The sequence below is a fragment of the Staphylococcus sp. HMSC061G12 genome (assembly GCF_001838465.1).
GTDB classification, from domain to species: Bacteria; Bacillota; Bacilli; order Staphylococcales; family Staphylococcaceae; genus Staphylococcus; species Staphylococcus simulans.
Genome location: NZ_KV837147.1, coordinates 15288 through 39119 on the forward strand (window position 1 = coordinate 15288; position 23832 = coordinate 39119).

29 protein-coding genes and 1 riboswitch are annotated in these 23832 nt (G+C 37.0%); of the genes, 1 reads left to right on the forward strand and 28 read right to left on the reverse strand.

The features are described from left to right. Position 1: 1 nt before the first annotated feature. From tenA to HMPREF2937_RS09655, 4 genes are all read right to left on the reverse strand, one after another. Complete coding sequence (tenA, locus tag HMPREF2937_RS09640; RefSeq protein ID WP_060804051.1) at positions 2-682, reverse strand: thiaminase II; 681 nt, start codon at positions 680-682, stop codon at positions 2-4. A 67-nt stretch (positions 683-749) separates the two neighbouring features. Then, positions 750-846, reverse strand: a riboswitch (TPP riboswitch). Between the two features lie 113 nt (positions 847-959). After that, positions 960-1721, reverse strand: a complete 762-nt coding sequence (locus tag HMPREF2937_RS14190) for a LysM peptidoglycan-binding domain-containing protein (protein ID WP_060804050.1) — start codon at positions 1719-1721, stop codon at positions 960-962. A gap of 209 nt (positions 1722-1930) precedes the next feature. Beyond that, positions 1931-2608, reverse strand: a complete 678-nt coding sequence (locus tag HMPREF2937_RS09650) for a transglycosylase family protein (protein WP_070462648.1) — start codon at positions 2606-2608, stop codon at positions 1931-1933. 711 nt (positions 2609-3319) lie between these two features. Beyond that, the gene (locus HMPREF2937_RS09655) at positions 3320-3736 is read right to left on the reverse strand and encodes a single-stranded DNA-binding protein (protein ID WP_002481776.1); all 417 of its coding nucleotides are present in this window, start codon (positions 3734-3736) and stop codon (positions 3320-3322) included. Positions 3737-3921: 185 nt separating this feature from the next. Between HMPREF2937_RS09655 and HMPREF2937_RS09660 the strand changes: the two genes are divergently transcribed. Then, on the forward strand, positions 3922-4365 hold the full coding sequence (locus HMPREF2937_RS09660) for a YwpF family protein (protein ID WP_002481777.1): 444 nt from the start codon (positions 3922-3924) through the stop codon (positions 4363-4365). Positions 4366-4437: 72 nt separating this feature from the next. Here HMPREF2937_RS09660 and fabZ read toward each other — a convergent pair whose 3' ends face one another. The 24 genes from fabZ to rho all read right to left on the reverse strand — a co-directional run bounded on the left by fabZ (position 4438) and on the right by rho (position 23713). Beyond that, on the reverse strand, positions 4438-4875 hold the full coding sequence (gene fabZ, locus HMPREF2937_RS09665) for a 3-hydroxyacyl-ACP dehydratase FabZ (RefSeq protein ID WP_002481778.1): 438 nt from the start codon (positions 4873-4875) through the stop codon (positions 4438-4440). A gap of 4 nt (positions 4876-4879) precedes the next feature. Beyond that, positions 4880-5068, reverse strand: coding sequence for a DNA-directed RNA polymerase subunit beta (locus tag HMPREF2937_RS14265; RefSeq protein ID WP_002481779.1), 189 nt, complete (start codon positions 5066-5068; stop codon positions 4880-4882). Positions 5069-5085: 17 nt separating this feature from the next. After that, a complete protein-coding gene (gene murA / locus HMPREF2937_RS09675; protein ID WP_002481780.1) occupies positions 5086-6357 on the reverse strand; it encodes a UDP-N-acetylglucosamine 1-carboxyvinyltransferase in 1272 nt (423 codons plus the stop codon). A gap of 109 nt (positions 6358-6466) precedes the next feature. Beyond that, positions 6467-6700, reverse strand: a complete 234-nt coding sequence (locus tag HMPREF2937_RS09680; RefSeq protein WP_002481781.1) for a DUF1146 family protein — start codon at positions 6698-6700, stop codon at positions 6467-6469. A gap of 186 nt (positions 6701-6886) precedes the next feature. Further along, positions 6887-7291 (reverse strand): F0F1 ATP synthase subunit epsilon, encoded by a 405-nt coding sequence (locus tag HMPREF2937_RS09685; protein WP_002481782.1) that lies wholly within the window; start codon positions 7289-7291, stop codon positions 6887-6889. Between the two features lie 19 nt (positions 7292-7310). Beyond that, a complete protein-coding gene (gene atpD, locus HMPREF2937_RS09690; protein WP_002481783.1) occupies positions 7311-8726 on the reverse strand; it encodes a F0F1 ATP synthase subunit beta in 1416 nt (471 codons plus the stop codon). 22 nt (positions 8727-8748) lie between these two features. Beyond that, the gene (gene atpG / locus HMPREF2937_RS09695; protein ID WP_002481784.1) at positions 8749-9612 is read right to left on the reverse strand and encodes an ATP synthase F1 subunit gamma; all 864 of its coding nucleotides are present in this window, start codon (positions 9610-9612) and stop codon (positions 8749-8751) included. Between the two features lie 33 nt (positions 9613-9645). Continuing rightward, positions 9646-11157 carry a F0F1 ATP synthase subunit alpha gene (gene atpA, locus HMPREF2937_RS09700; RefSeq protein WP_002481785.1) on the reverse strand — a complete coding sequence of 504 codons (1512 nt, stop codon included), beginning with the start codon at positions 11155-11157 and terminating at the stop codon, positions 9646-9648. Positions 11158-11179: 22 nt separating this feature from the next. Then, a complete protein-coding gene (locus HMPREF2937_RS09705) occupies positions 11180-11719 on the reverse strand; it encodes a F0F1 ATP synthase subunit delta (RefSeq protein ID WP_002481786.1) in 540 nt (179 codons plus the stop codon). Then, on the reverse strand, positions 11719-12243 hold the full coding sequence (locus tag HMPREF2937_RS09710; protein WP_002481787.1) for a F0F1 ATP synthase subunit B: 525 nt from the start codon (positions 12241-12243) through the stop codon (positions 11719-11721). Before HMPREF2937_RS09710 ends, HMPREF2937_RS09705 begins: the two co-directional genes overlap by 1 nt. A 113-nt stretch (positions 12244-12356) precedes the next feature. Next, the gene (gene atpE, locus HMPREF2937_RS09715; RefSeq protein WP_002481788.1) at positions 12357-12569 is read right to left on the reverse strand and encodes a F0F1 ATP synthase subunit C; all 213 of its coding nucleotides are present in this window, start codon (positions 12567-12569) and stop codon (positions 12357-12359) included. A gap of 48 nt (positions 12570-12617) precedes the next feature. Continuing rightward, a complete protein-coding gene (atpB, locus tag HMPREF2937_RS09720; protein WP_070864472.1) occupies positions 12618-13343 on the reverse strand; it encodes a F0F1 ATP synthase subunit A in 726 nt (241 codons plus the stop codon). Between the two features lie 33 nt (positions 13344-13376). After that, positions 13377-13727 carry an ATP synthase subunit I gene (locus tag HMPREF2937_RS09725; RefSeq protein WP_070864473.1) on the reverse strand — a complete coding sequence of 117 codons (351 nt, stop codon included), beginning with the start codon at positions 13725-13727 and terminating at the stop codon, positions 13377-13379. 160 nt (positions 13728-13887) lie between these two features. After that, the gene (gene wecB, locus HMPREF2937_RS09730) at positions 13888-15039 is read right to left on the reverse strand and encodes a non-hydrolyzing UDP-N-acetylglucosamine 2-epimerase (protein WP_070864474.1); all 1152 of its coding nucleotides are present in this window, start codon (positions 15037-15039) and stop codon (positions 13888-13890) included. Between the two features lie 164 nt (positions 15040-15203). Then, positions 15204-15833 (reverse strand): uracil phosphoribosyltransferase, encoded by a 630-nt coding sequence (upp, locus tag HMPREF2937_RS09735; protein WP_060804043.1) that lies wholly within the window; start codon positions 15831-15833, stop codon positions 15204-15206. A gap of 23 nt (positions 15834-15856) precedes the next feature. Beyond that, entirely contained in the window at positions 15857-17095 is a 1239-nt protein-coding gene (glyA, locus tag HMPREF2937_RS09740; RefSeq protein ID WP_002481793.1) for a serine hydroxymethyltransferase, read from the reverse strand. Positions 17096-17120: 25 nt separating this feature from the next. Next, positions 17121-17648: a TIGR01440 family protein gene (locus tag HMPREF2937_RS09745; RefSeq protein ID WP_023016114.1), complete on the reverse strand. Its 528-nt coding sequence runs from the start codon at positions 17646-17648 to the stop codon at positions 17121-17123. Between the two features lie 114 nt (positions 17649-17762). Then, positions 17763-18197 carry a low molecular weight protein arginine phosphatase gene (locus HMPREF2937_RS09750; RefSeq protein ID WP_002481795.1) on the reverse strand — a complete coding sequence of 145 codons (435 nt, stop codon included), beginning with the start codon at positions 18195-18197 and terminating at the stop codon, positions 17763-17765. Beyond that, the gene (locus tag HMPREF2937_RS09755) at positions 18194-19237 is read right to left on the reverse strand and encodes an L-threonylcarbamoyladenylate synthase (protein WP_070864475.1); all 1044 of its coding nucleotides are present in this window, start codon (positions 19235-19237) and stop codon (positions 18194-18196) included. The genes HMPREF2937_RS09750 and HMPREF2937_RS09755 overlap by 4 nt, the downstream gene beginning before the upstream one ends. Before the next feature lie 107 nt (positions 19238-19344). Beyond that, a complete protein-coding gene (gene prmC / locus HMPREF2937_RS09760) occupies positions 19345-20184 on the reverse strand; it encodes a peptide chain release factor N(5)-glutamine methyltransferase (RefSeq protein WP_070864476.1) in 840 nt (279 codons plus the stop codon). Then, entirely contained in the window at positions 20174-21250 is a 1077-nt protein-coding gene (gene prfA, locus HMPREF2937_RS09765; RefSeq protein ID WP_023016117.1) for a peptide chain release factor 1, read from the reverse strand. The genes prmC and prfA overlap by 11 nt, the downstream gene beginning before the upstream one ends. A 2-nt stretch (positions 21251-21252) precedes the next feature. Next, the gene (locus HMPREF2937_RS09770) at positions 21253-21852 is read right to left on the reverse strand and encodes a thymidine kinase (RefSeq protein ID WP_002481799.1); all 600 of its coding nucleotides are present in this window, start codon (positions 21850-21852) and stop codon (positions 21253-21255) included. 151 nt (positions 21853-22003) lie between these two features. Beyond that, positions 22004-22264: a type B 50S ribosomal protein L31 gene (locus HMPREF2937_RS09775; RefSeq protein WP_002481800.1), complete on the reverse strand. Its 261-nt coding sequence runs from the start codon at positions 22262-22264 to the stop codon at positions 22004-22006. 132 nt (positions 22265-22396) lie between these two features. Then, positions 22397-23713: a transcription termination factor Rho gene (rho, locus tag HMPREF2937_RS09780; RefSeq protein ID WP_002481801.1), complete on the reverse strand. Its 1317-nt coding sequence runs from the start codon at positions 23711-23713 to the stop codon at positions 22397-22399. Positions 23714-23832: the final 119 nt, after the last annotated feature.

The following is a 23832-nucleotide window of genomic DNA, read 5'->3' on the forward strand; positions in this document are numbered from 1 at the left end:
ATTATTTACCTCCAAATTCCCATTGTTCTTTTGTATAAGCCATATTAAAGAAGTTTCGTTCATGTACTGTACTTTGTAGATAATTCTCTCTGACTTCTTGTCTCTCTGTATCTGTCATATGTTTTGTTAACTCATTCATTAATTGGTTTAAAACATCGATTAATGCATCCATTTCTGTTTGATAGAATTCAAACCATTTTTTCAATATAGAAGATTGATTTAATCTGTCATCCTGCATTGCGCGTTTTGCTACTTCTGCATAGACATAAGGACAAGGTGCCATTGCCGCAATCGCATATGCAGCATTTTCATGGGCATAAACGTTGTAATACATATGTTTAATATAATGGTCACCACTTGGCGGCCACACTTTTTGTTGTACGATTTCGTGATACGGTTCACCCACGTATTCTGCCATGAATTCATGTGCTTCCACTTCACCATTCACAATGAATTGAATTTGATCAACTAGAAATCGAACACTTTCTAAATTCGGCATTTTAGGAATTAATAATGCATAGATATTCGCAAACTCTCTTAAATACGAGGCATCTGCACGTAAATATTGTCTAATTGACTCTTTATCTATATTCCCTTTTAACAATGCTTGAATGAAATTATCGTCATAAATTTGATCAATAATCGGTTGTGCATCTCTTTCAAGTGTTTCAGCAAAAGTCACTTTTATTCCTCCAATAAAAAAACTGCATTCCAACCTAGGAGTGCAGTTTCAGTATTTTTGCATCATGCATACTATGTATCTACTTTCCTACGTTGGTCTTAACCAAATCAGGTTTAAAGGGTCTAGTTTCCTATCTCAGCCAAAAGGCGCCCCTAGCAGTTTTTATTTAATTTATTTACATACTAAACATATCAAAGCCCTTTCATACTTGCAATGAATCTGTTTTCATAAAAAAAGCCGAGACCTCAGTCTCGACTTGAATTTTAACTATTTAACATTAATAACCCCAAGCACTTAATCCTTGTACGTTATATGCATGTACAGCTGAGTTGATTTGATCTTGAACTGAAGCTGTTGAACCATGACCAGGCATTGTTTGGAATAAACCATGTGCACCTGATGCATTATGTGCATGTAATTGTCCATTTGATTCACGTGCAATGATGTTTTCCCATACTGATGCAGATACGCCTGTACGAGCTTCCATTTGTGCTGCTGCGTATGCACCTGTAGAACCTGCAGTATTACCGTTAGCTAATCTTACTGAACCTGAACCATAAGATGCATATGATGGTGCACTGTATGATGCTTGTGGTGCGTTATAAGATTGTTGTGGTGCTGTATATGATGATTGTGGCGCATTGTTTGATTGCGCTTGGTTATAATTATTGTAAGATACTTGTTGCGTATTGTATGCATAGTGGCTGTCTGATTGTACAGCTGTTTGTGTTGTCGCAACTTTTTTAGGTTCTTTAACTTTTAAACTTTCATCTACTAAGATTAAGTCAGATTTTTTATCGTTCCATTTTTTTAATTCTTTGACTTTAACGTCGAATTTTTTAGCGATTTTATTTAAAGTGTCACCTTTAACTACAGTGTATTCACCTTTTTCGTTTAGATACTTTTCAGCGTCTTTTACTTTCTTCGCATGTTCAGCTTTTGATGATGATTTTGCTTGTACGTCTTGAGTTCCAATTCCTGTTGCCAATACTGCTGCAGCAGCTGTCACCGCTGTCGATGCTACTAGTAATTTCTTCATGTAAAATATGTCCTCCCATAAGGTGTTTGTATTAAATCATTTATTTGATGTCTTTATAATAGCATCTATCCTAATAACATAGGTTACAACAATATATATTTCTTGTGTCTTTCTTTACATACATATTACAAAAGGCAGGTTACCTCCTAAATTGGAGATAACCTGCCTGATAGATTTTTTAACTATTTATTTATAATCAGTTAACTGAATTATGCAGTAACCCAGTGACCTGCACCTGCGCCACCGTCATATAATTTAACAGCTGCTGCGTCTTGTACGCTTTCTGGTGCTGATGCTGGTGATTTACCTACCCATTCAGCTGGTGCTACTGAATCCCAAGTTGATTGTAAGAATTGGAATTTACCTGCTGCACCTGATGATGGGTTGATTGCGTGGATGTCGCCACCTGATTCACGTTGTGCAATTGCACGTAAGTGATCATTTAAACCAACTGATGAACCAGTGCTTGCTGATTGTTGTGGAGCAGCTTGTTGAGCTTGAGGTGCTGCTTGTTGTGCTGGTGCTTGTTGAGTTGTTGCTTCTTGTGCTTGAGGTGCTGCTTGCTCAGCTACTGGAGCTTGTTGAGCTGCTGGTGCTTGTTGAGTTGTAGTTTGAGCTGCTGGTGCGTTACCGCCTGCTTGACCATAGCTCCAGCTCCAATATTGACCGTCTGATTCAAAGTTGAAGTCTAAACCATTATATTCAAAGTTAATATTATAAGCGCCTTCTTGTACAGGGCTTTCGTTTAATTGTTCAGGATTGTTTAATGCTGTTTCTGCTAATTGTGCTTGATCTGCATTTCCTTGTTCAGATGCGTGAGCTTCTGCTCCTACTCCTACTGCGAATAATGCTGCTGTTGCTGATGAAGCTACTAATAATTTTTTCATTTCTAAAAATCCTCCTATAAGGTAATTGTTTTTTCGTGTGATTAATATCATCAATTTGCAATTACAACTATATCATCTGAAATCAGGGTGTAGGTTACAACGAAATAAAAAAATACAGCTTAATTTTACGTGTAAATTACATTAAAATAAAATAGTTAGATATCTTACTATCACTTCAAATCCTATTAATATCACATTCGAACTGAATTTTGGCTCTTAACCTATGTAACATTTATGTAATCTTTCAGATAATTGAAGGGTTATTTTACCCTTTACATCGGCTAAAACTTCTAGAAAAAACCGCAATAAAACCCGATTTCTTCTCTGTCAAACGTAGTTTTTATGAAAAAAGACCCTGCATAAAGTGAAATTTATGCAAAGTCTTGGTGAGTATTAGTATATTTAAAGAGTTTTTTATGGATTAAGTTGAAAGTACAAAATTGAAAATGGAGCAATCCAAGCATCTTTCGCAGTAAAAGCTATGCGTTGGACTAAATAGAGTTTAAAAATAGAGTTTGGAATAGATTATAGGAACCTTCCTATAATAGAAAGAAGGATAATTCTAACATCATAATGAATTACTTTTAATTAACGAGAGGACAGCATGATACTTTGAACAGGATAGAGATGGATACATCATGCTGGTTGTTGCAATTTGATTTTGGGAGATATGCAGTTAAGCATATATAATGTCAATGGATAACTTGGTAGTTAGAGATGAATGGCGTCGAAGGACGGGCTTCCTTCATATTCACCCATCAAAGTGTCCGTTTGTGCATGGTGTGATGAGAATTGACAACTTGAATTGTCATTCGGATGCGAGATAAATTTGATTGTTTCTACAACCAGCTCCATACCGAAATGTGTTTGATTATCTTTTTCATATTTGTAGGAATGCATATAGCCAGTAATACCGACAAGCGATCCTTTTTGTGTATAGCTGGCAATATTTCGGGCAATCTTGCCAAAAGCCTTACAATTAATAAAGTCTACAGATTGTTTGTTCTGGCCTTGATAGTTATAATGACGTTCTGTCGCAACACTAAAGTATACAATGTCTGATTCCTCCTTTGCTGTCAATTGAGGTTGTTTCGTCAATCTTCCTACAATAACGATTTTATTAAGCATTTTGTCACCTCCTTGGTTACTATCATATTCAGATTGATACATATCGTCAAAACACAAATTAAGAGAAATTTTATAGTTGATTGGTTAATTTTCTGTACTATCTCTCAAATATTTTTATCTTTTACGCTATACTAGAATCAGAAAGAAAAAATTTGCAGATTTTAAAAAGATTGGAGTGACTTCAATTGAAAACATTTAAAGCAGTCAGATTCCAAATTGTCACTGAACACGGTGGCGTTATAGAATATGAACTCTATGATGGTGTAATTATCAATAAAGAACAAAGCGGCACCGGCTGGTTGTTAGAAATTGTAATCTCCAGTAACCACTACGATATTATGAAAGAATATATGGATGATGAAACATTATTAGATATACGTGTTGTGATTACACGTCCTTCTAATGATCCTGCATTATTCGATGCAACGATTAAAAATATTTCATTATACGATAATGAGCGTATGTCTATTATTTTTGATTGCCACGTCTATACATTAAGACAAGTTTATGCTGAAAATTTATTAGCACAACTTGTAGATGATGGATTATCTGGTGAAGAATTGAAGACTTCATTCAACCGTATGATGCAATCAAAACCACGTTTAAAAGACGAAAAAAGAGAAGATTAAAAAAAGACTGAGACAATATAGATGAATTAAAGCAATGCTTTATATCTATTGTCTCAGTCTTTTTATATCAGCTTATACATCTTGGATTGCGAATGTTAATTCACAGCTACATGCCAATTGACCATCAACAGTTGCTTTCGCAGTGCCTTTACCAATTGGTCCACGCATTTTAGTAATTTCAACTTCTAACTGTAATGTATCACCAGGTACAACTTGTCTTTTGAAACGACATTTATCAATACCAGCGAATAATGCGATTTTACCTTTGTTTTGTTCACTGTTTAAAATCGCAACTGCACCAGTTTGTGCTAATGCTTCAGTAATCAACACGCCTGGCATAACCGCGTATTCTGGGAAATGACCTTGGAAGAATGGTTCATTACCTGATACTTGTTTAATAGCCACACAACGTTGACCTTCTTCATACTCAACAACTTTATCAATTAATAAAAAAGGTTGGCGGTGTGGGATAATGTTTTTAATTTGGTTATAGTCAAAAATTGTTTCCATGTTACTAGCCTCCAAAAATTTGCTTGAAATGATACCAAGTCTGGTATTCAAATATATTAAGCGGATTTTGATGATTCAATATAAAACCGATACACATACCGATGAAAAACATCAAAAGCATCATAAGCATAACGATGAGTATGTGAAAACCAATCGGTAATTTTATCACTTTAAAATAAAAGCGTTTAATCATCTTAATCCCCTACTTACTTATTTATTAACACGCTCAATATCAGCACCTAAAGCTTTAAGTTTACCGTTAAAGTTTACGTAACCTCTATCTAAGTGTTGTAATTCTGAAACTTCAGTAGTACCTTCAGCCACTAAACCGGCTAAAATCAATGCTGCTGCAGCGCGTAAATCAGTTGCTTTCACTTGTGCGCCTTGTAAATGGCTTTTACCTGTAATTTTTGCATTGCGTCCTTCAACCGTAATTTGAGCATTCATTCGTTTGAATTCAGCAACATGCATAAAGCGATTTTCAAAGACAGTTTCTGTAATGACTTTATGTCCTTCAGCTGTTAACAATAACGCCATCATTTGTGATTGCATATCTGTAGGGAATCCTGGGTGTGGTAATGTTTTGATATCTACTGGTTGCAATTCACCTTCTGCAGATACTCGGATACCTTTATCTTCATATGATAAGTTGACACCCATTTCTTCTAGTTTATACAACAAGCTTGTTAAATGTTCTTTAATTGCACCTTTAACTAAAACATCGCCTCTTGTAATAGCGCCTGCTACAAGTAATGTACCTGCTTCAATACGATCTGGGATAATCGCATGTTCTACACCATGTAAAGCTTCGACACCATGAATCGTAATTGTATCTGTTCCTGCACCGGTTACATTACCGCCCATTTCGTTAATGTAGTTTGCTAGGTCAACGATTTCTGGTTCACGTGCAACATTCTCGATAACAGATTTACCTTTTGCTAATGAAGCTGCCATGATGATATTTTGCGTAGCACCTACACTTGGGAAATCTAAGTGAATCTCTGCACCTGTTAAACCATTTGCAGTTTCTGCAAAGACAAAGCCGTTTTCTAAATGAATTTTGGCACCTAGTGCTTCAAATCCTTTGATATGTTGTTCAATCGGTCTGCTTCCGATAGAGCAACCGCCTGGTAAAGCTACTTTTGCATGACCTAAACGTGCAAGCAATGGACCCATGACTAAAATACTCGCACGCATTTTACTGACATATTCATAAGGTGCTTCTGAATTCAATTGTTTCGTCGCATCAACTGTCACGCTGTTATCCTCTTTATGATACTCAATTTCAGCATTAAGCGTTGAAAGTACATTATTAATCGTTTCAACATCGCTTAACTCAGGCACATTATGTAATGTACTCGCTCCCTTTGAAGCTAACAATGATGCAGTTAAAATTGGCAATACTGCATTTTTTGCTCCCTCAACTTGTACTTCTCCTACTAGACGATTTCCGCCTTTAATAATCATTCTATCTCTATTCATTACTACTCCTCCACTTTTTAACTCCTGAACATCTTCAATTTAAAAATTTCTCATCTCTTCTATTACCTATTATTATATATGGAAAAACATTTGAATTACACTCAAACGATTAGCGGCCAAGATATTTAAGTTGCGTTGAAAATTGCAATAAATCTATGATGAAATTACTAACTCCTGTCCCGATTAAAATCGCAAGAAATATAATCAACACTTGTACTTGGACAGGATAACCCTTTTTAAAGAATTGATCCAACCTAATCGCATTCAATGCCCAATATGCGACACAGATACAAAGCACATGCATAATCAAATGCGCAATCGCAAATTGCCCTAAATATTCCATGATCTTTGTCGTCTCCTCAATTGTTTACTGTCTCATATTGTACATGAAAATAAAGTAAAATCATACATTCTTACTTAGAAATTCAAAATCCTAATATCTGTTCACTCATATGTTTACCCTAAAATTTGACATTAAAAAATAGGATATACCTCAAAGTGAGATATATCCTATACTTTATGGTTGTTATTATTTCATTTCCGAAACTTTAATGCGGTTTTCCGCACGTTCTAAAGCTCGTTCTGCTCTGTTAATGTCAGTATCTTCGTCATTGTTATTCAAATGTGATTCTGCTCTTTCTTTAGCCGATTTAGCGCGTCTGATATCAATATCTTCAGCTTTTTCTGCTGTCTGTACAATAATTGATGTGCTTTCATGTCTGATTTCAACGAAACCATCACTGACCGCAATGAAATCAATCCCATCTGTATAATTTACTTTAACATAACCTGTTTTAATTGCTGTAACAGTTGGTAAATGGCCGGCCATTACACCAATGTCGCCTCCAACTGTCTGCAGAATCGCAATTTCAACATCATCTTGGTTATAAACAGAACCATTAGGAGTAACAATATTAACGTTCATTGTGTTCATTAAACTTTACCTCCTAATATTATACTTCAACACCCATGTCTTTAGCTTTTTCTAATACATCGTCCATGCTGCCGACTAAACGGAATGCATCTTCAGGGATGTGGTCGTATTTACCTTCAAGAATGTCTTTGAAGTCTTCAACTGTACGCTTAACAGGTACGTATGAACCTTTTTGACCAGTGAATTGTTCTGCAACGTGGAAGTTTTGAGATAAGAAGAATTGAATACGTCTTGCGCGTTCAACTGTGCTCTTATCTTCATCAGATAATTCATCCATACCTAAGATTGCGATGATATCTTGTAATTCTCTGTATTTTTGTAATGTTGATTGTACACGACGAGCAACATCATAGTGTTCTTGACCAACGATGCTTGGTTCAAGCGCACGTGAAGTTGACGCTAATGGGTCAACGGCTGGGTAGATACCCATTTCTGTTAATTTACGCTCTAAGTTAGTTGTTGAGTCTAAGTGAGCGAAAGCTGTTGCTGGCGCTGGGTCAGTATAGTCATCGGCAGGTACGAATACCGCTTGGATAGATGTGATAGAACCTTTCATTGTAGAAGTGATACGTTCTTGTAATTGACCCATTTCTGTTGCCAATGTTGGTTGGTAACCAACGGCTGATGGCATACGGCCAAGCAATGCTGATACCTCAGAACCTGCTTGTGTGAAGCGGAAAATATTATCGATGAATAAAAGAACGTCTTGTCCTTTAACATCACGGAAGTATTCAGCCATTGTTAAACCTGATAAAGCTACACGCATACGTGCACCAGGTGGTTCGTTCATTTGTCCGAATACCATCGCTGTTTTCTTGATAACACCACTGTCGCTCATTTCGAAGTACAAGTCGTTACCTTCACGTGTACGTTCACCAACACCTGCGAATACTGAAATACCGCCGTGTTCTTGAGCGATGTTATTAATTAATTCTTGGATTAATACAGTTTTACCTACTCCGGCACCACCGAATAAACCAACTTTACCACCTTTGATATATGGTGCTAATAAGTCTACTACTTTGATACCAGTTTCAAGTAGTTCAACTTTTGTTGATAATTCATCAAATTTAGGTGGTTGTCTATGAATTGGTTCACGTGGAACTGATTCAGAAATCGGTCCATCATTATCGATTGGATCACCTAAAACGTTAAATACTCTTCCTAACGTATCTTCACCGACAGGTACACTGATTGGACGACCAGTGTCTTTAACGTCGTCACCACGTTTAATTCCGTCTGTAGAGTCCATGGCGATAGTTCTAACTACGTCGTCGCCTAATTCAAGTGCTACTTCTAATGTAAGAGATTCAGTCGTGCCATCTTTCTTAGGTACATCTAGCACTAATGCGTTATTAATCTTAGGCAGTTCATCATGATTGAATCTTACGTCAATAACTGGACCCATGATTTGTGTTACGCGGCCTACACCCATTCTTTTTTCCTCCTTTAATATACTATTCAAGAGCTGTTGCGCCACCGACAATCTCAGTAATTTGTTGTGTGATTGCTGCTTGACGTGCTCGGTTATATTCTAATGATAAATCGTCAATAAGGTCGCTCGCATTATCAGAAGCATTCTTCATGGCAGTCATTCTAGATGCGTGCTCGCTGGCTTTCGCATTCAGAATTGAGCCGTAAATTAAGCTTTCTACATATTGCGGCAAAATAATATTTAAAATTGATTCTTTATCTGGTTCGAATTCATATGAAGACATTTGTCCATGTCCTGAACTTGTATCTTCTTCTGCTAATGGTAATACTCTTCTTGCAGTTGGCGTATTTTCAAGAACGTTGACGAATTTGTTGTAGTAAATTTCCAACTCATCAATATCACCGTTGCTATATAAATCGATTGCTTTCTTCGTTACAGAAGAAATATCTTTGTATGACGGTTGATCTGGAACATCCGGCAATGCAAAGTCTACTTCATAGTCTCTGTTTTTGAAGAAATCAATACCTACTTTACCAAGAACGAGTAATTTATAATCGCTCTGACTTTCACCACGCGCTTCGATATCTTGTACCACTTTCTTCAAGATATTTGCGTTATATGCACCAGCTAATCCACGATCACTTGAAATAACTAAGTAACCACGTTTTTTAACCGGACGTTTCTTCAGCATCGGATGATTAGAAGTCGTTTGGCCTGCAACTGCTGTAATCGCATTTTGCATTTTTTCCATATAAGGTTTGAACTGGTTCGTGTTACGTTGCGCTCTGTTGAGCTTAGAACTCGCTACCATGTTCATCGCTTTGGTAATTTGATTCATTTTTTTCGTCGACTTGATTCTTGAATCAATATCCTTTAGAGATCCCATTATTTCACCACCTTATTTATACTTCGCTTCATCTTACTCTTCAGAAATACTGAAACTGCGTTTGAAGTTTTCAATTGCGCTGTTCATTTTTTCTTTGTCAGGTAAAGTACCTTTTGTTTTGATTTCATCTAAGATTTCTGGCGCATTGTTTTTAGTCCAGCTGATGATTTCTGCTTCAAAACGTTGAACGTCTTGAACTGGGATATCATCTAAGAAGCCATTAACTAATGCGTAGATGATTAATACTTCGTTTTGAACTGGTAATGGTTCACCTTGTCCTTGTTTAAGAACTTCAACTGTACGTTTACCACGTTCTAATTTTCTTGCTGTGAATTCATCTAAGTCTGAACCGAATTGCGCGAATGATTCTAACTCACGGTATGAAGCTAAGTCTAAACGTAAAGTACCCGCAACTTTTTTCATTGCTTTAATTTGCGCTGAACCACCTACACGAGATACTGAGAATCCGGCGTTGATCGCTGGACGTACCCCTGAGAAGAACAAGTCTGATTCTAAGAAGATTTGTCCATCAGTGATTGAGATTACGTTTGTTGGAACATAAGCAGAGATATCTCCGGCTTGTGTTTCAATGATAGGTAATGCAGTAATTGAACCGCCACCTAATTCATCGTTCAATTTAGCTGCACGTTCTAATAATCTACTATGTAGATAGAAAACGTCACCTGGGTATGCTTCACGACCTGGTGGTCTGCGAAGTAATAATGAAAGTTCACGGTAAGCTGCTGCTTGTTTAGTTAAATCATCATAAACGATTAACACTTGTTTACCGTCGAACATGAATTCTTCACCCATTGCTACACCTGCATATGGCGCAATGTATAATAATGGAGCTGGGTCAGCTGCTGATGCAGTTACAACGATTGTGTAATCTAAAGCACCATGCTGTCTTAATTTTTCTACAGTCGCACGTACTGTTGATTCTTTTTGACCAATTGCTACATAGATACAAATCATGTCTTGATCCGCTTGGTTCAAGATTGTATCGATTGCAATTGTTGTTTTACCAGTTTGACGGTCACCGATGATTAACTCACGTTGACCACGACCGATTGGTACTAATGCGTCAATCGCTTTGATACCTGTTTGTAATGGTTCGTCAACTGATTTTCTTGCCATAACGCCTGTTGCTTTTTCTTCAACTGGGCGTGTTTTATTTGTTTCAATTGGACCTTGTCCATCAAGTGGTTGACCTAATGGATTCACGACACGACCGATTAATTCTTCACCTACAGGCACCTCCATGATACGTCCTGTACGTTTAACTTCGTCGCCTTCTTTAATGTCAGTGTATGGTCCTAAAATTACAATACCGACGTTAGATTCTTCTAAGTTTTGAGCTAGTCCAAGCACACCATTATGGAATTCTACTAACTCACCAGCCATAACGTCGTTTAATCCGTGAACTAATGCAATACCGTCACCAATCTGAATTACTGTACCAACATCAGTAACAGACATCTCTGACTCATAATTTTCAATTTGTGAGCGAAGTAATGCACTAATCTCTTCAGCTTTTATGGCCATCTATGTCACTCCTCTATAATTATTATTTCGTTCTAGTAAATCTTCTCTCTAAGTTAATAAGATCATTTTGAATACTGCCGTCATATACTTTAGTTCCTACAGTTGTTCTCAAACCGCCGATGAGTGCTGGATTGATTTCATTTGTAAGAATGACTCTTTCAAGTCCTGTACGTTGAATTAAAGACTCCCCTACTTTGTCCAGTTCTTCTGGAGAAAGCTCATATACAGACTCAACCGTTGCAAAGTCTTGATTATAGTGTTGATTGTATAAACCTTGGAATGCTCTGAATACTTCTGAGATAATCGCAAGATTACGATTTTCAGCTAAGACATATAACATGTTTTTTAAGTATTCATTGATATCTTGGAATGTTGCATCAACAAAAGCTTTGCGGTTTTGTGCAATATTCTTTGGATCTTCATCGAAAGATTTTAATTTCTCTTTATAAGGAATTACTGCTTCATCAATAACAGCAAATTCATCGTACATTAAATCTAAAACATCTTTATCGAGTGACGTTTCATACAGTGCTTGGGCATATTTTTTAGCAACATCTGCCATTATTTATCCCCTACCTCTTTAATGTACTTGTCGATCAAGTCTTTTTGATCTTGTTCTGAGATATCTTTTTGTAAAATTTTAGATGCAATCAGAACTGATAGTTTAGAAACTTCATCGTTGATTTCAGAGATTGCACGTTCTTTTTGGCTGTTGATTTCACTTTGTGCAGTTTCAATCATGCCGTTTGCACGGACGTTAGCTTCATGAATGATTTGTTCATGTTGGTCACGCGCTTGAACTTTTGCTTCTTCTAAGATTTTTTGAACCTCTTCTTGAGTTTCTCTTAGTGTTTGTCTATTTCGTTCTTCTAATTTTTGAGCATTAATTTTAGCTTGTTCTGCATCATCGATATCTTTGTTGATATCGCGTTCACGTTTATCCATGACTTGTTTCAATGGACCCCATGCGAACTTTTTAAGCAATGCTAAAAGGATTAAGAAAGTAATTAATGTTACTAATGCTGAACCCCATTCAACACCGCCGCCTGCAGCACCTAAAACTAATGTGTTTGTAGTCGCAGTCACAGTACTTGGACACTCCTTTCATTCAAAGTCCTCTATTGGCTCTTACGATAGTTGTTTACGAAAGAAATGGCGAGAGTCGATGTGAGACTTCGCCGTTAGTATCGATGTATAAATTACATGAATAAGACGATGAATGTGATAACAAGGCCAAGGATAGGTAATGCCTCAACTAAACCGATACCGATGAACATGATTGACATTAATTGTCCACGTGCTTCTGGTTGACGTGCTACACCTTCAACTGTTCTAGATACAATAAGACCATTACCAATACCTGCACCAAGTGCTGATAAACCAATTGCGATTGCCGCTGCGATTAAATTCATATTAAAAAATCCTCCTAAATATTTTTATAAAATTTTAATGTGGAAAAACTAGTGGTCGTCCGCAACTTTGTGGGACATGTATACCATGGATAACATGATAAAGATATACGCTTGGATCGTACCGATGAAAATCGAGAATGCTTGCCAAGCAATTAAGCCTGGAATACTGATAATCCAACCCCAAGCTGCATGGCCTATGATTAAAGTAGATAATAAGCCGATTAAAATTTCACCAGCGTAAATATTACCGTATAAACGTAGACCGAGCGTCAATGTATTTGTAAATTCTTCAAATATATTGACAGGTGTTAACGCTAAGAAAGGCTGAGCATAATTTTTAAAGTAACCTTTCGCTCCGCGCAACTTGATACCGTAGTAATGTGTCAACAGAATCATTAACATTGCCAACGTCAGAGTAACTGTGGCATCAGCTGTCGGAGATTTCCACCATAGCGTATGGTCGATGACTATCGCAAATGGCAGACCCAACATGTTACCGATAAAGATAAACATAATTAATGTCACTGCCAAGAAGTGGAATTGACCGCCATGTCTCCATGCAAGGTTACTCTCGATGATGCCTCTAACAAAGTCAAAGACCCATTCGATGAAGTTCTGTTTGCCAGTCGGTCGTTTCTGTAAGTTACGTGTACAAGCTATGGCTATTGCTAAAACAATAATTGCTGTAATAATTACCATTAAAATACTAGCCAAGTTGAATTTGATATCTAAACCAAATAGCTCCCATGTAACTACAGGGCTTTTATGTTGCATATAATACTCACCTCTTTCATTCGTTGATTTGTATTACATTTTGTGAAGAAATGGTCGAAAAATGATTAATAGGTATGAAATCATTAAACCAATCATTACACCAATAATATTCACTTGGTTTTTGAAATAAACCCAGATAATACAAGCAGCAAGTGCCACTAAAAAGCGCCATATCCCACCTGTAGATATCTGAGACGTTTCATGTTTCTGCGCCTGAGATAAATATAATTCAAAGATGTATGTATTGATCAAGGAACCAAATGAACCGATGATAAGACCAATAATGAAAGGCTTTGGTATAAAAATTGCTATTACAACCAAGGCTAACAACCAATAAATGTAATATTGAAGATATTGCTTAAAAATTAAGTTGAACTGTTTCATTTATTGTGCCTCATTTCACATGGAGATACGAATCATTTGTAAACCATTTCATCCATACATTTTTAATCATAATATAGCAATGGAACGCGTGTCAATTACATTCAAAACATGCAATTCTTATGAGTGATTTTTGTCACAAATTAGACACATTTTTAACAAATCATTCATAATTGTCTTTATTTTCATTAAAATTTACAGGTTTTTCGCTTGTCAGATTAAAATAATACTTAATATTGTCACAAATGCGTTTCGAAGCTTTACCATCACCATAAGGATTGGCAGTTTCACTCATTTGCTGATAAAGTGCTTTATTCGTTAATAATAATTCAGCTTCTCGATACACATCTTCTTCATCCGTACCAGTCAATTTCAAGGTACCCGCTTCTACACCTTCAGGTCGTTCTGTTGTATCTCTTAATACTAAAACTGGTTTGCCTAAAGATGGTGCTTCTTCTTGAATACCGCCTGAATCTGTTAGTATCAAATAAGACTGATGGGCAAAGTTATGAAAATCTACGACATCTAAAGGTTCTATCAATTCTATACGATCATGATCACTGAGATACTGTTGTGCAATTTCACGTACTTTAGGATTCTTATGCATAGGATAAACCAACACCACATCCTCATGAGCTTCCACTAATCTTCGTGCTGCACTGAAAATATGTGCCATGGGTTCACCTAAATTTTCTCTACGATGCGCTGTCAATAAAATAACGCGCTTGTCTTTATGACGTTTCATCACTTCTGAATGATAATCCTTTTGAATTGTAGTATTCATAGCATCAATGGCAGTGTTGCCTGTAATTACAACTTTAGCGCTAGGTATATTCTCTTTTAATAGATTCGCCTTCGCTTGTTTTGTCGGCGCAAAATGAATATCTGATAAACAGCTGATCATTTGGCGATTCATCTCTTCAGGATAAGGCGAATACTTATTCCAAGTTCTTAATCCAGCTTCTACATGACCTATAGCGACTTGATTGTAAAATGCTGCTAAACCGCTGGCAAATGCAGTCATCGTATCACCGTGGACTAATATCATATCTGGTTTCTCTTGTTGAATAATAGCTTCCAATCCTTTTAAAACTCTAGAAGTAATATCTGATAATGTTTGCCCTGCCTTCATAATATTTAAATCATAATCTGGTTGAATATCAAATGTTTCTAGTACAGCATCAAGCATTTCTCTATGTTGAGCCGTAACGACAACCACAGGTTCTAGCGCTTCTTCATGTTTTAATTGATTGACTAATGGCGCCATTTTGATTGCTTCAGGTCGCGTGCCGAAGATTGTCATTATTTTCTTCAAGTCAATGCCTCCTATACAGAGAAAGAGTATGCAATGTTATGGCATCACAGATTGAACTTTCTGTTCATCTACGCTAAACAATTTGCATACTCTTATATCTATTTATCTCTTATTTCCATTTAAAGCATGCACATGGGTTAACATGTGTGACTGCTGAACACTTTTTATTTTGTACCGAATAAACGGTCTCCAGCATCACCTAAACCTGGGATGATATATGCTTTATCATTCAATTTTTCATCAAGTGCTGCAATATAAATATCAACATCCGGGTGCGCTTCTTGAAGTAATTCCACACCTTCAGGCGCAGCAATCAAGCACATGAAACGAATATGTTTCGCACCACGATTTTTCAATGAGTTGATAGCTTCAATTGCTGAAGCACCTGTTGCTAACATTGGATCTACAACAATAATTTGTCTTTCCTCAATATCTTGAGGCAATTTAACAAAGTATTCGACTGCTTCCAATGTTTTTGGGTCACGATATAAACCGACATGACCGACACGCGCTGCAGGGATTAAGCTTAAGACACCTTGTGTCATACCTAAACCAGCTCTAAGAATCGGTACAAACGCTAGTTTTTTACCAGATAATCTTTTCGCTACCGTTTTAGTCACGGGTGTTTCGATTTCAACATCTTGAAGTTCCAAATCTCTTGTCACTTCATATGCCATTAACATACCGACTTCGTCTACTAACTCTCTGAACTCTTTTGTTCCAGTGTGGACGTCACGGATGTAACTTAATTTATGTTGAATTAACGGATGATCAAATACATGTACTTTTCCCATAAAGGAATAGCCTCCTAGTTCTCTTATTTATATAGTGGATGTTTTGAAGTCAAAGCTTGTACGCGTTCAGAAGCTTCTTTTAACTTCGCTTCATCTTTAGGATTTTGAACAACTAGGCTGATGATTTTACCTACTTCTTCAAAGTCTTTTTCATCGAATCCACGTGTTGTTGCAGCTGGTGTACCTAAACGTAAACCGCTTGTTACGAATGGTTTTTCTTGGTCAAATGGAATTGTGTTTTTGTTACAAGTAATGCCCACTTCATCTAATGCTTCTTCCGCTTCTTTACCTGTAATACCAAATGAACCTTTAACATCAACCGCTACTAAGTGGTTTTCTGTACCACCAGAAACAACTCTGAAGCCTTCATTGATTAACGTATCAGCTAATGCTTTCGCATTTTTGATGACTTGTTCTTGATAAACTTTGAACTCAGGTTGCAATGCTTCACCGAATGCTACTGCTTTTGCCGCAATAACATGTTCTAATGGTCCACCTTGAATACCTGGGAAAATTGTTTTATCAATTTGTTTCGCATATTCTTTTTTAGTAAGAATCATACCGCCACGAGGGCCTCTTAAAGTTTTATGCGTTGTAGTTGTCACAAAATCAGCATAGTCTACTGGGTTTTGATGTAAACCTGCAGCTACTAAACCAGCGATATGTGCCATGTCTACCATTAATTTAGCACCGACTTCATCAGCAATTTCTTTGAATTTCTTGAAGTCGATTTCTCTTGGGTAAGCTGATGCTCCCGCAACGATTAATTTAGGTTTGTTTTCTTTCGCAAGACGACGTACCTCTTCGTAATCGATGCGTTCTGTTTCTTTATCTACACCGTATTCGACAAAGTTATAAAATTGTCCGCTGAAGTTGACTTTAGCACCATGTGTCAAGTGACCGCCATGGCTTAAGTTCATACCTAATACAGTGTCACCGTAATCCAATGCAACTAAATAAACTGCCATATTTGCTTGTGAACCTGAATGTGGTTGTACGTTAACGTGTTCTGCACCAAATAACTCTTTCGCACGTTCAATCGCTAATGTTTCTGTTACATCTACAAATTGGCAGCCGCCATAATAACGGCGTCCTGGGTAACCTTCAGCATACTTGTTAGTCAATACTGAACCTTGTGCTTCCATTACTGCTTCTGACACAAAGTTTTCTGATGCGATTAATTCAATGTTGTTATTCTGACGATTGTATTCGTTTTGAATAGCTTCAAATACTGCTTTGTCTTCCTTTTCGATAAATGACATGACATCATTCCCCCAATTCATTTAGTTATAAAGTATAGTGAGCACGTTCGCCGCCGATTAGCTTAGGTCTAGAAGTCGCAAGTGTCACGACCGCATCCCCGACACGCTTCACTGAAGTACGTACAGGTACTGCAACATGTTTGATATGCATACCGATCATTGTTTGACCGATATCAATACCGCAATCAGCAGTGATATGTTCAACAACCATCGGATTGTCTAAGTGACGATAAGCATATGTCGACATACTGCCGCCAGCATGCGTTGCGGGCACAACTGTAACTTCTTCCATTGTAAGTGGATTGAAATGTTCTCTTTCGATAGTAATTGCCCTATTGATATGCTCGCAACCTTGGAATGCAAAAGTGACACCTGTCTCTTTACGGATTTCCATCAAAGCATCAAAGATTTCTTGTGCTACTTCCATTGAACCGACTGAGCCGATTCGCTCACCGATAACCTCAGATGTTGAACAACCAATAACACAAATTTCTCCGGGTTTGAAGAAATCTTGTTCTTTTAACTCATTAAGCAATAACTTCAAATTTTCCATTTAATTCCACCCCTTTGTAAACTCATCTCAAGCGAAAACAGAAAAGTTCTCGCTTATGTAAAGCAAACGATGCTATATAGTTGCTATTATAACGCATTTAAAGCTCAACTCATACTAATTATTAACATCTTTTTCCAATCTTAACTTCACTTCGTTCAATAAGTAATTCAGTTCATTATAAATCTGTTGGTATTGATTGAGGTCTCCGCCATAGGGATCTGAAACTTCACCTTTTTGGCCTGCAAACTCATAAAGCGTATATACCGGTAATGGTTGCGCATACATCATTTCGAGTTGTTGCTTATGTCCTTCAGTCATTGTCAAAATCAAGTCTGCATCTAAATCACTTTCAGACAACTGACAAGCCTTTGTCGGCGAATCTAAATTTTTTTCTTCTAAAATAGATTGTGTATGTGCAGCTGCAGTTTGACCATTCATCGCAAATAAACCTCTTGAATAAAAGGTATGTTCAGGCATTAATGATTTCGCAATACTTTCAGCCATTGGACTGCGACATGTATTTCCTGTACAAACAAAGATTATTTTCACAGTTGATCCGCTCCTATTTGTTGATTACCTGTTGCTTTTTCTAAACGATTTAAGAAAGCTGTACTTTCATCTGTAGGTTCAAAACGATAAATATAACCTTGTTCAATGGATTCATCCGTATCAAGCTCGTGCAGAATTTGATATAGCATATGATTTGCGGATTTTAAATCAGTGACATCTTTTGCAAGTTCGCGATAAATAGCATCTTTTGGCAAGTAAGCCTGCAATGTCGCAGGTACCGCAAACAATGTATGCGACCAATCTTTATCCTCTGAAATAGCTTGTGTTAAACTTGTCAGCATCGCTACAGGTGTTAGTGGTGAATAATGTTTATACTTCATACCTGGTGCGATTGGTTTTTCTGTATTTAATTGTGCATCGTGGTCTACAGAACCTGGCAATACAGAGTCAATCATTTCTTCTGTTATCGCACCTGGTCTTGCAATTCTATAAGGATATTGTGTGCAGTCAAGTACTGTACTTTCTAAACCTTCTTCACTTTGATCACCATTTACTATTCCTTCTACCCGTCCGTCCATATCATTAAAGACATGTGAGAAAGTTGTAGGTGAAGGTCTGCCGCTAATATTAGCACTCGGTGCAGCAATCGGCAGATTTGTATATTTCAAAATAGCACGACCAATAGGATGACTCGGCATTCTCACTGCGATAGAGTCAAGACCTCCTGAGACACGTTCACATAAGTAACCTGGTTTCAACGGTAAGATAAAAGAAATCGGCCCTGGCCAAAACGCATCCATTAATTGTTCCACTTCTTTTGAATAAGAAGCCACAAAATCATTCAATTGACTTTTATCATGAATATGAATGATTAAAGGATTATCAGATGGACGTCCTTTCGCTTCATAGATACGACGTACGGCTTGATCATCACATGCGTTAGCTCCTAATCCATAAACTGTCTCTGTCGGAATTGCGACTAAACCGCCCGCATGATAGATGTCACTGATTTCATTTAATGCACGTTGACCTTGTTCTGTCTGTAATTGGTTACGTAAATCCCATGTTTTTGTCATCATTTTCTGCTGCACGTCCTTTCAATTTAATTGTAAAACAAAATAAGAAGTTATGCGAGAACAGGGAATGTGCGATTCCCCTTCTTCTCCCATAACTTCTCATCCTCTGTTTAAGCTGACCATTTAAATGCGACAATTCGATCGTTTTGATTAATATCTGCGACGACTTCAACTTGTACTTTTGGATACATGGTTTCAATCATCGTTTTTAATACTGCGCCTTGATTATAACCAATTTCAAAGACGACAAGTGCCTGATCATTTAAAACATACGGCAATTTTTCAATGATCGCACGATAAATCGCTAAACCTTGTTCATCTGCGAATAAAGCTTGATGTGGTTCATAATTCAAAACTGTTTCGGCCATATCGACAGATTCACTTTCATCAATATACGGCGGATTAGAAATCAAACCATCTAAACGAATACCTTGTTTAATGTAAGGTTCCAAATCACTGCCTTGTATAAAAGTGATTTCTGTTTGATGCAGCTTCGCATTAGCTTCAGCAATAGTTAACGGTCCTTCATATAAATCTGACGCATACACTGTCAAACTTGGTTCTAAACGTTTTAAGGAGACAGCTAAAATACCGCTTCCCGTCCCAATATCTGCCACCACACTTTGCTTAGGTAAACGTTCTAAAAAGTACATGAGTACTTCTTCTGTTTCAGGTCTTGGTATTAAGCAACGTTCATCTACTTGAAACTTTTCTCCTAAGAAACTTTGAAAGCCAGTGATATATTGAATCGGTTCCCCTGTCAACATACGCTCGACCGCTTGTTGATATAACCGTTCATGTTCTTCTGGCATGGTATCCTGCATATGCAGTACATAGTCCGTCAACGACCAATCTAATAAATCTAGCAACAGCCATTCTGCGCGTTTCGATTCATAACCACGAGCAGTCGCTTGTTTTGAGGCAGCTTGAACCGCTTCTTTATAATTCAACGTTGTTCAATTCTTTCAATTTCTCTGTCTGTTCTGACATTGTTAACGCATCGATAATTTCATCTAATTTACCTTCGATGATTTGATCTAACTTTTGAATTGTTAAACCGATACGGTGATCAGTGACACGATTTTGTGGATAGTTATACGTACGAATACGTTCTGAACGGTCCCCAGTACCCACTGCTGATTTTCTTTCAGATGCGTATTTTTCTTGTTCTTCTTGTAATTTCATATCATACACACGTGCTTTCAACACTTTCAATGCTTTTTCACGGTTTTGAATTTGTGATTTTTCAGATGATGTCGCAATAATACCTGTTGGTAAATGCGTAATACGTACTGCTGAGTCAGTCGTATTGACGTGCTGACCACCTGAACCACTTGAACGATATGTTTCAATTTTCAAGTCTTCATTTCTAATTTCAATTTCTACATCTTCCGCTTCAGGCAGTACCGCTACAGTAGCAGTTGACGTATGAATACGACCGCCTGATTCAGTTTCAGGTACACGTTGTACACGGTGTGCGCCATTTTCGTATTTTAATTTAGAATAAGCACCTTGACCATTGATAATAAAGCTGATTTCTTTGAAACCGCCATGGTCACTGTCATTCATTTCAATGACTTCAGTTTTATATCCTAGTGCTTCACTATAACGTGAATACATACGGTATAAATCACCCGCAAAGATGGCTGCTTCATCTCCACCTGCTGCGGCACGGATTTCAACGACAACGTTCTTGTCATCATTTGGGTCTTTAGGAATCAATAATAGTTTTAATTGTTCTTCTAAATCAGGTAATGTATTTTTTAATTCGCTGATATCTGATTTCAACATGTCGACTTCTTCTTTGTCTGTTGTTTCATTCAGCATTTCATTCATTTCTTCAATATCTTCTTTGTTTTGTTTATACTCACGATAAACATCTACTGTTTTTTGTAAATCAGATTGTTCTTTTGAGTATTCACGCAGTTTATCAGAATCACTGACCACATCTGGATCACTCAGTAATTCGTTCAACTGTTCATAACGTTCTTCAACAATGTCTAATTGATCAAACATGATTATAATTCCTCCTTCTCAGTCTCACTTGGTGCAACAATATGATGTGCACGACATCTCGGTTCATAACTTTCATCTGCACCAACCATAATAATCGGATCATCTGCTTTGGCAGGTCTGCCATTAATCAAACGTTGCGTTCTGCTGGCAGGTGCACCACAGACTGCACAAACGGCTTGTAACTTTGTGACAAGTTCACTGACTGCCATTAGTTGAGGCATCGGTTCAAAAGGTTCACCTCTGAAATCCATATCCAATCCAGCAACAATCACACGATGACCTTGTTCAGCCAACTCTTGTGCGATATCTACTACTGAATGTTCAAAGAATTGTACTTCATCAATACCGATGACATCTACCCCTGTTAAATCCTGTTCAAAGATTTCTTCAGCTGCTTTAATTGTAATGGCTTCTATCGCATTACCATTATGCGATACCACTTTTTCTTTATGGTAACGATTATCTATTGCAGGTTTAAATACAACGACTTTCTGTTTTGCATACATGCCGCGTTTTAATCTGCGGATTAATTCTTCAGATTTACCGCTGAACATGCTGCCGGTAATACATTCAATCCAGCCGGAATGATAAGTTTCATACATTATGCTTTTCCTTCCTTTTCAAAACAAAATCATCTCATTATATCATATTTTTAATTTTGATAGAGAAATAACTGCAAGAAAATCCAAATGAATTCGGACAAAAAAGTAAAAAAACTCTCGCTTTAAAAGCGAGAGTAAATGACATTCAATATTATTGATTGTTGTTTGATTTAAGACCGAATTTTTTGTTGAATCGTTCAACACGGCCATCCGCTGCTGCGAATTTTTGACGACCTGTGTAGAATGGATGTGAGTCAGATGAAATATCTAAACGGATAACTGGATATTCGTTACCATCTTCCCATTCCATTGTTTCTGATGATGTTTTAGTTGAACCACTTAAGAATTTATAGTTAGTAGTAGTATCTAAGAAAATTACTTTGTGGTATTCAGGATGGATTCCTTGTCTCATTATTATTTTCAGCTCCTTTGCCCTGAACCATCTGGAACAGAGTTATTTGTGAGTTTTTACCCAATACTTAGTAATTATAATTGTTACCAGAATAAATTGCAACCCATTCTGGAAGACAAATCAAATTTATATTTATATAATCGGCTTGCCTGTACGCTTGCTGTCTTCAGCTGCTTTTTGTAATTGTTGGAAGAATTCTTCATTATTTTTCGAACGTTTTAACTTTCTAATGAAACGTTCTGTGAAGTCTGTAGAATCTGTAAACATATTACGTAATTGCCATAAGCTTTCTAAATCTTTCTTATCTACCAGCAATTCTTCTTTACGTGTTGAGCTTCGACCAATATCAATAGCTGGGAAGACACGTCTTTCAGCTAATTTACGATCTAAATGAAGCTCCATGTTACCTGTTCCTTTGAATTCTTCATAAATTAAATCGTCCATTCTAGAACCTGTATCAATTAATGCAGTGGCTAAAATCGTTAAGCTGCCGCCTGCTTCAATATTTCTTGCCGCACCAAAGAAATGTTTAGGTTTGTGTAATGAAGCCGGATCTAAACCACCTGATAAAGTACGTCCGCTTGGTGGAATAACTAAGTTGTATGCACGTGCTAATCGTGTAATAGAGTCCATTAAAATAATGACGTCTTCTCCGATTTCAACTAAACGTTTCGCACGTTCTAGTAATAATTCAGCAACTTTAACATGATGTTCTGGCGGCTCATCAAATGTTGAATGCACTACTTCTGCATCATCACTTGAACGTTCAATATCTGTTACCTCTTCTGGTCGTTCTCCAACTAATAAAATGAACAATTTAGCTTCTGGTTTGTTTGCTGAAATGGCGTTCGCAATTTCTTTAAGCAACGTTGTTTTACCTGCTTTAGGCGGTGCGACAATTAAACCACGTTGGCCTAAACCAATCGGTGAAACCAAGTCCATGATACGTGTGGAATAGTTAGTTGATTTTGTTTCTAATCGAATACGTTCATCTGGATATAGTGGTGTAAGTGCTTGGAAGTGAGGACGTTTTTTGACTTCTTCTGCATTGTGATCATTAACGAAGTCAACTTGCAGTAAACCATAATATTTCTCATTATCTTTCGGCTTTCTGACTTTACCTGTAACCTTATCCCCTCGTTTGATTTCAAAACGGCGGATTTGGCTTGCAGAAATATAAATATCTTTTTCGCCCTTGGAATAGTTGACTGTTCTTAAAAAACCGTAACCGTCAGGTTGAATATCATCTAAGATACCTTCCATATAATAGTTGCCGTCTTTTTCCATTTGAGCTTCCATGATAGCTAATACTAATTCTTTTTTATTAAGTTTACTATAATTTGTAAGTTTAAGAGATTTTGCTTTTTGAGTTAGCGCTTTAGTAGTGTTGTTCTTATAAAGTTCGTGGAAAGACTCGTATTGAGGAGATGTACGTTCTCTTTCAGGCATGTTTGACACTCATTTCGTTTTAATTTTACGTATTTACTTATTATAAAGTATTTTTCATAAGATAACCATAGCAAATTTCCATTTTAATTACAAAAACAATCATTGGTCTAACGTTATCA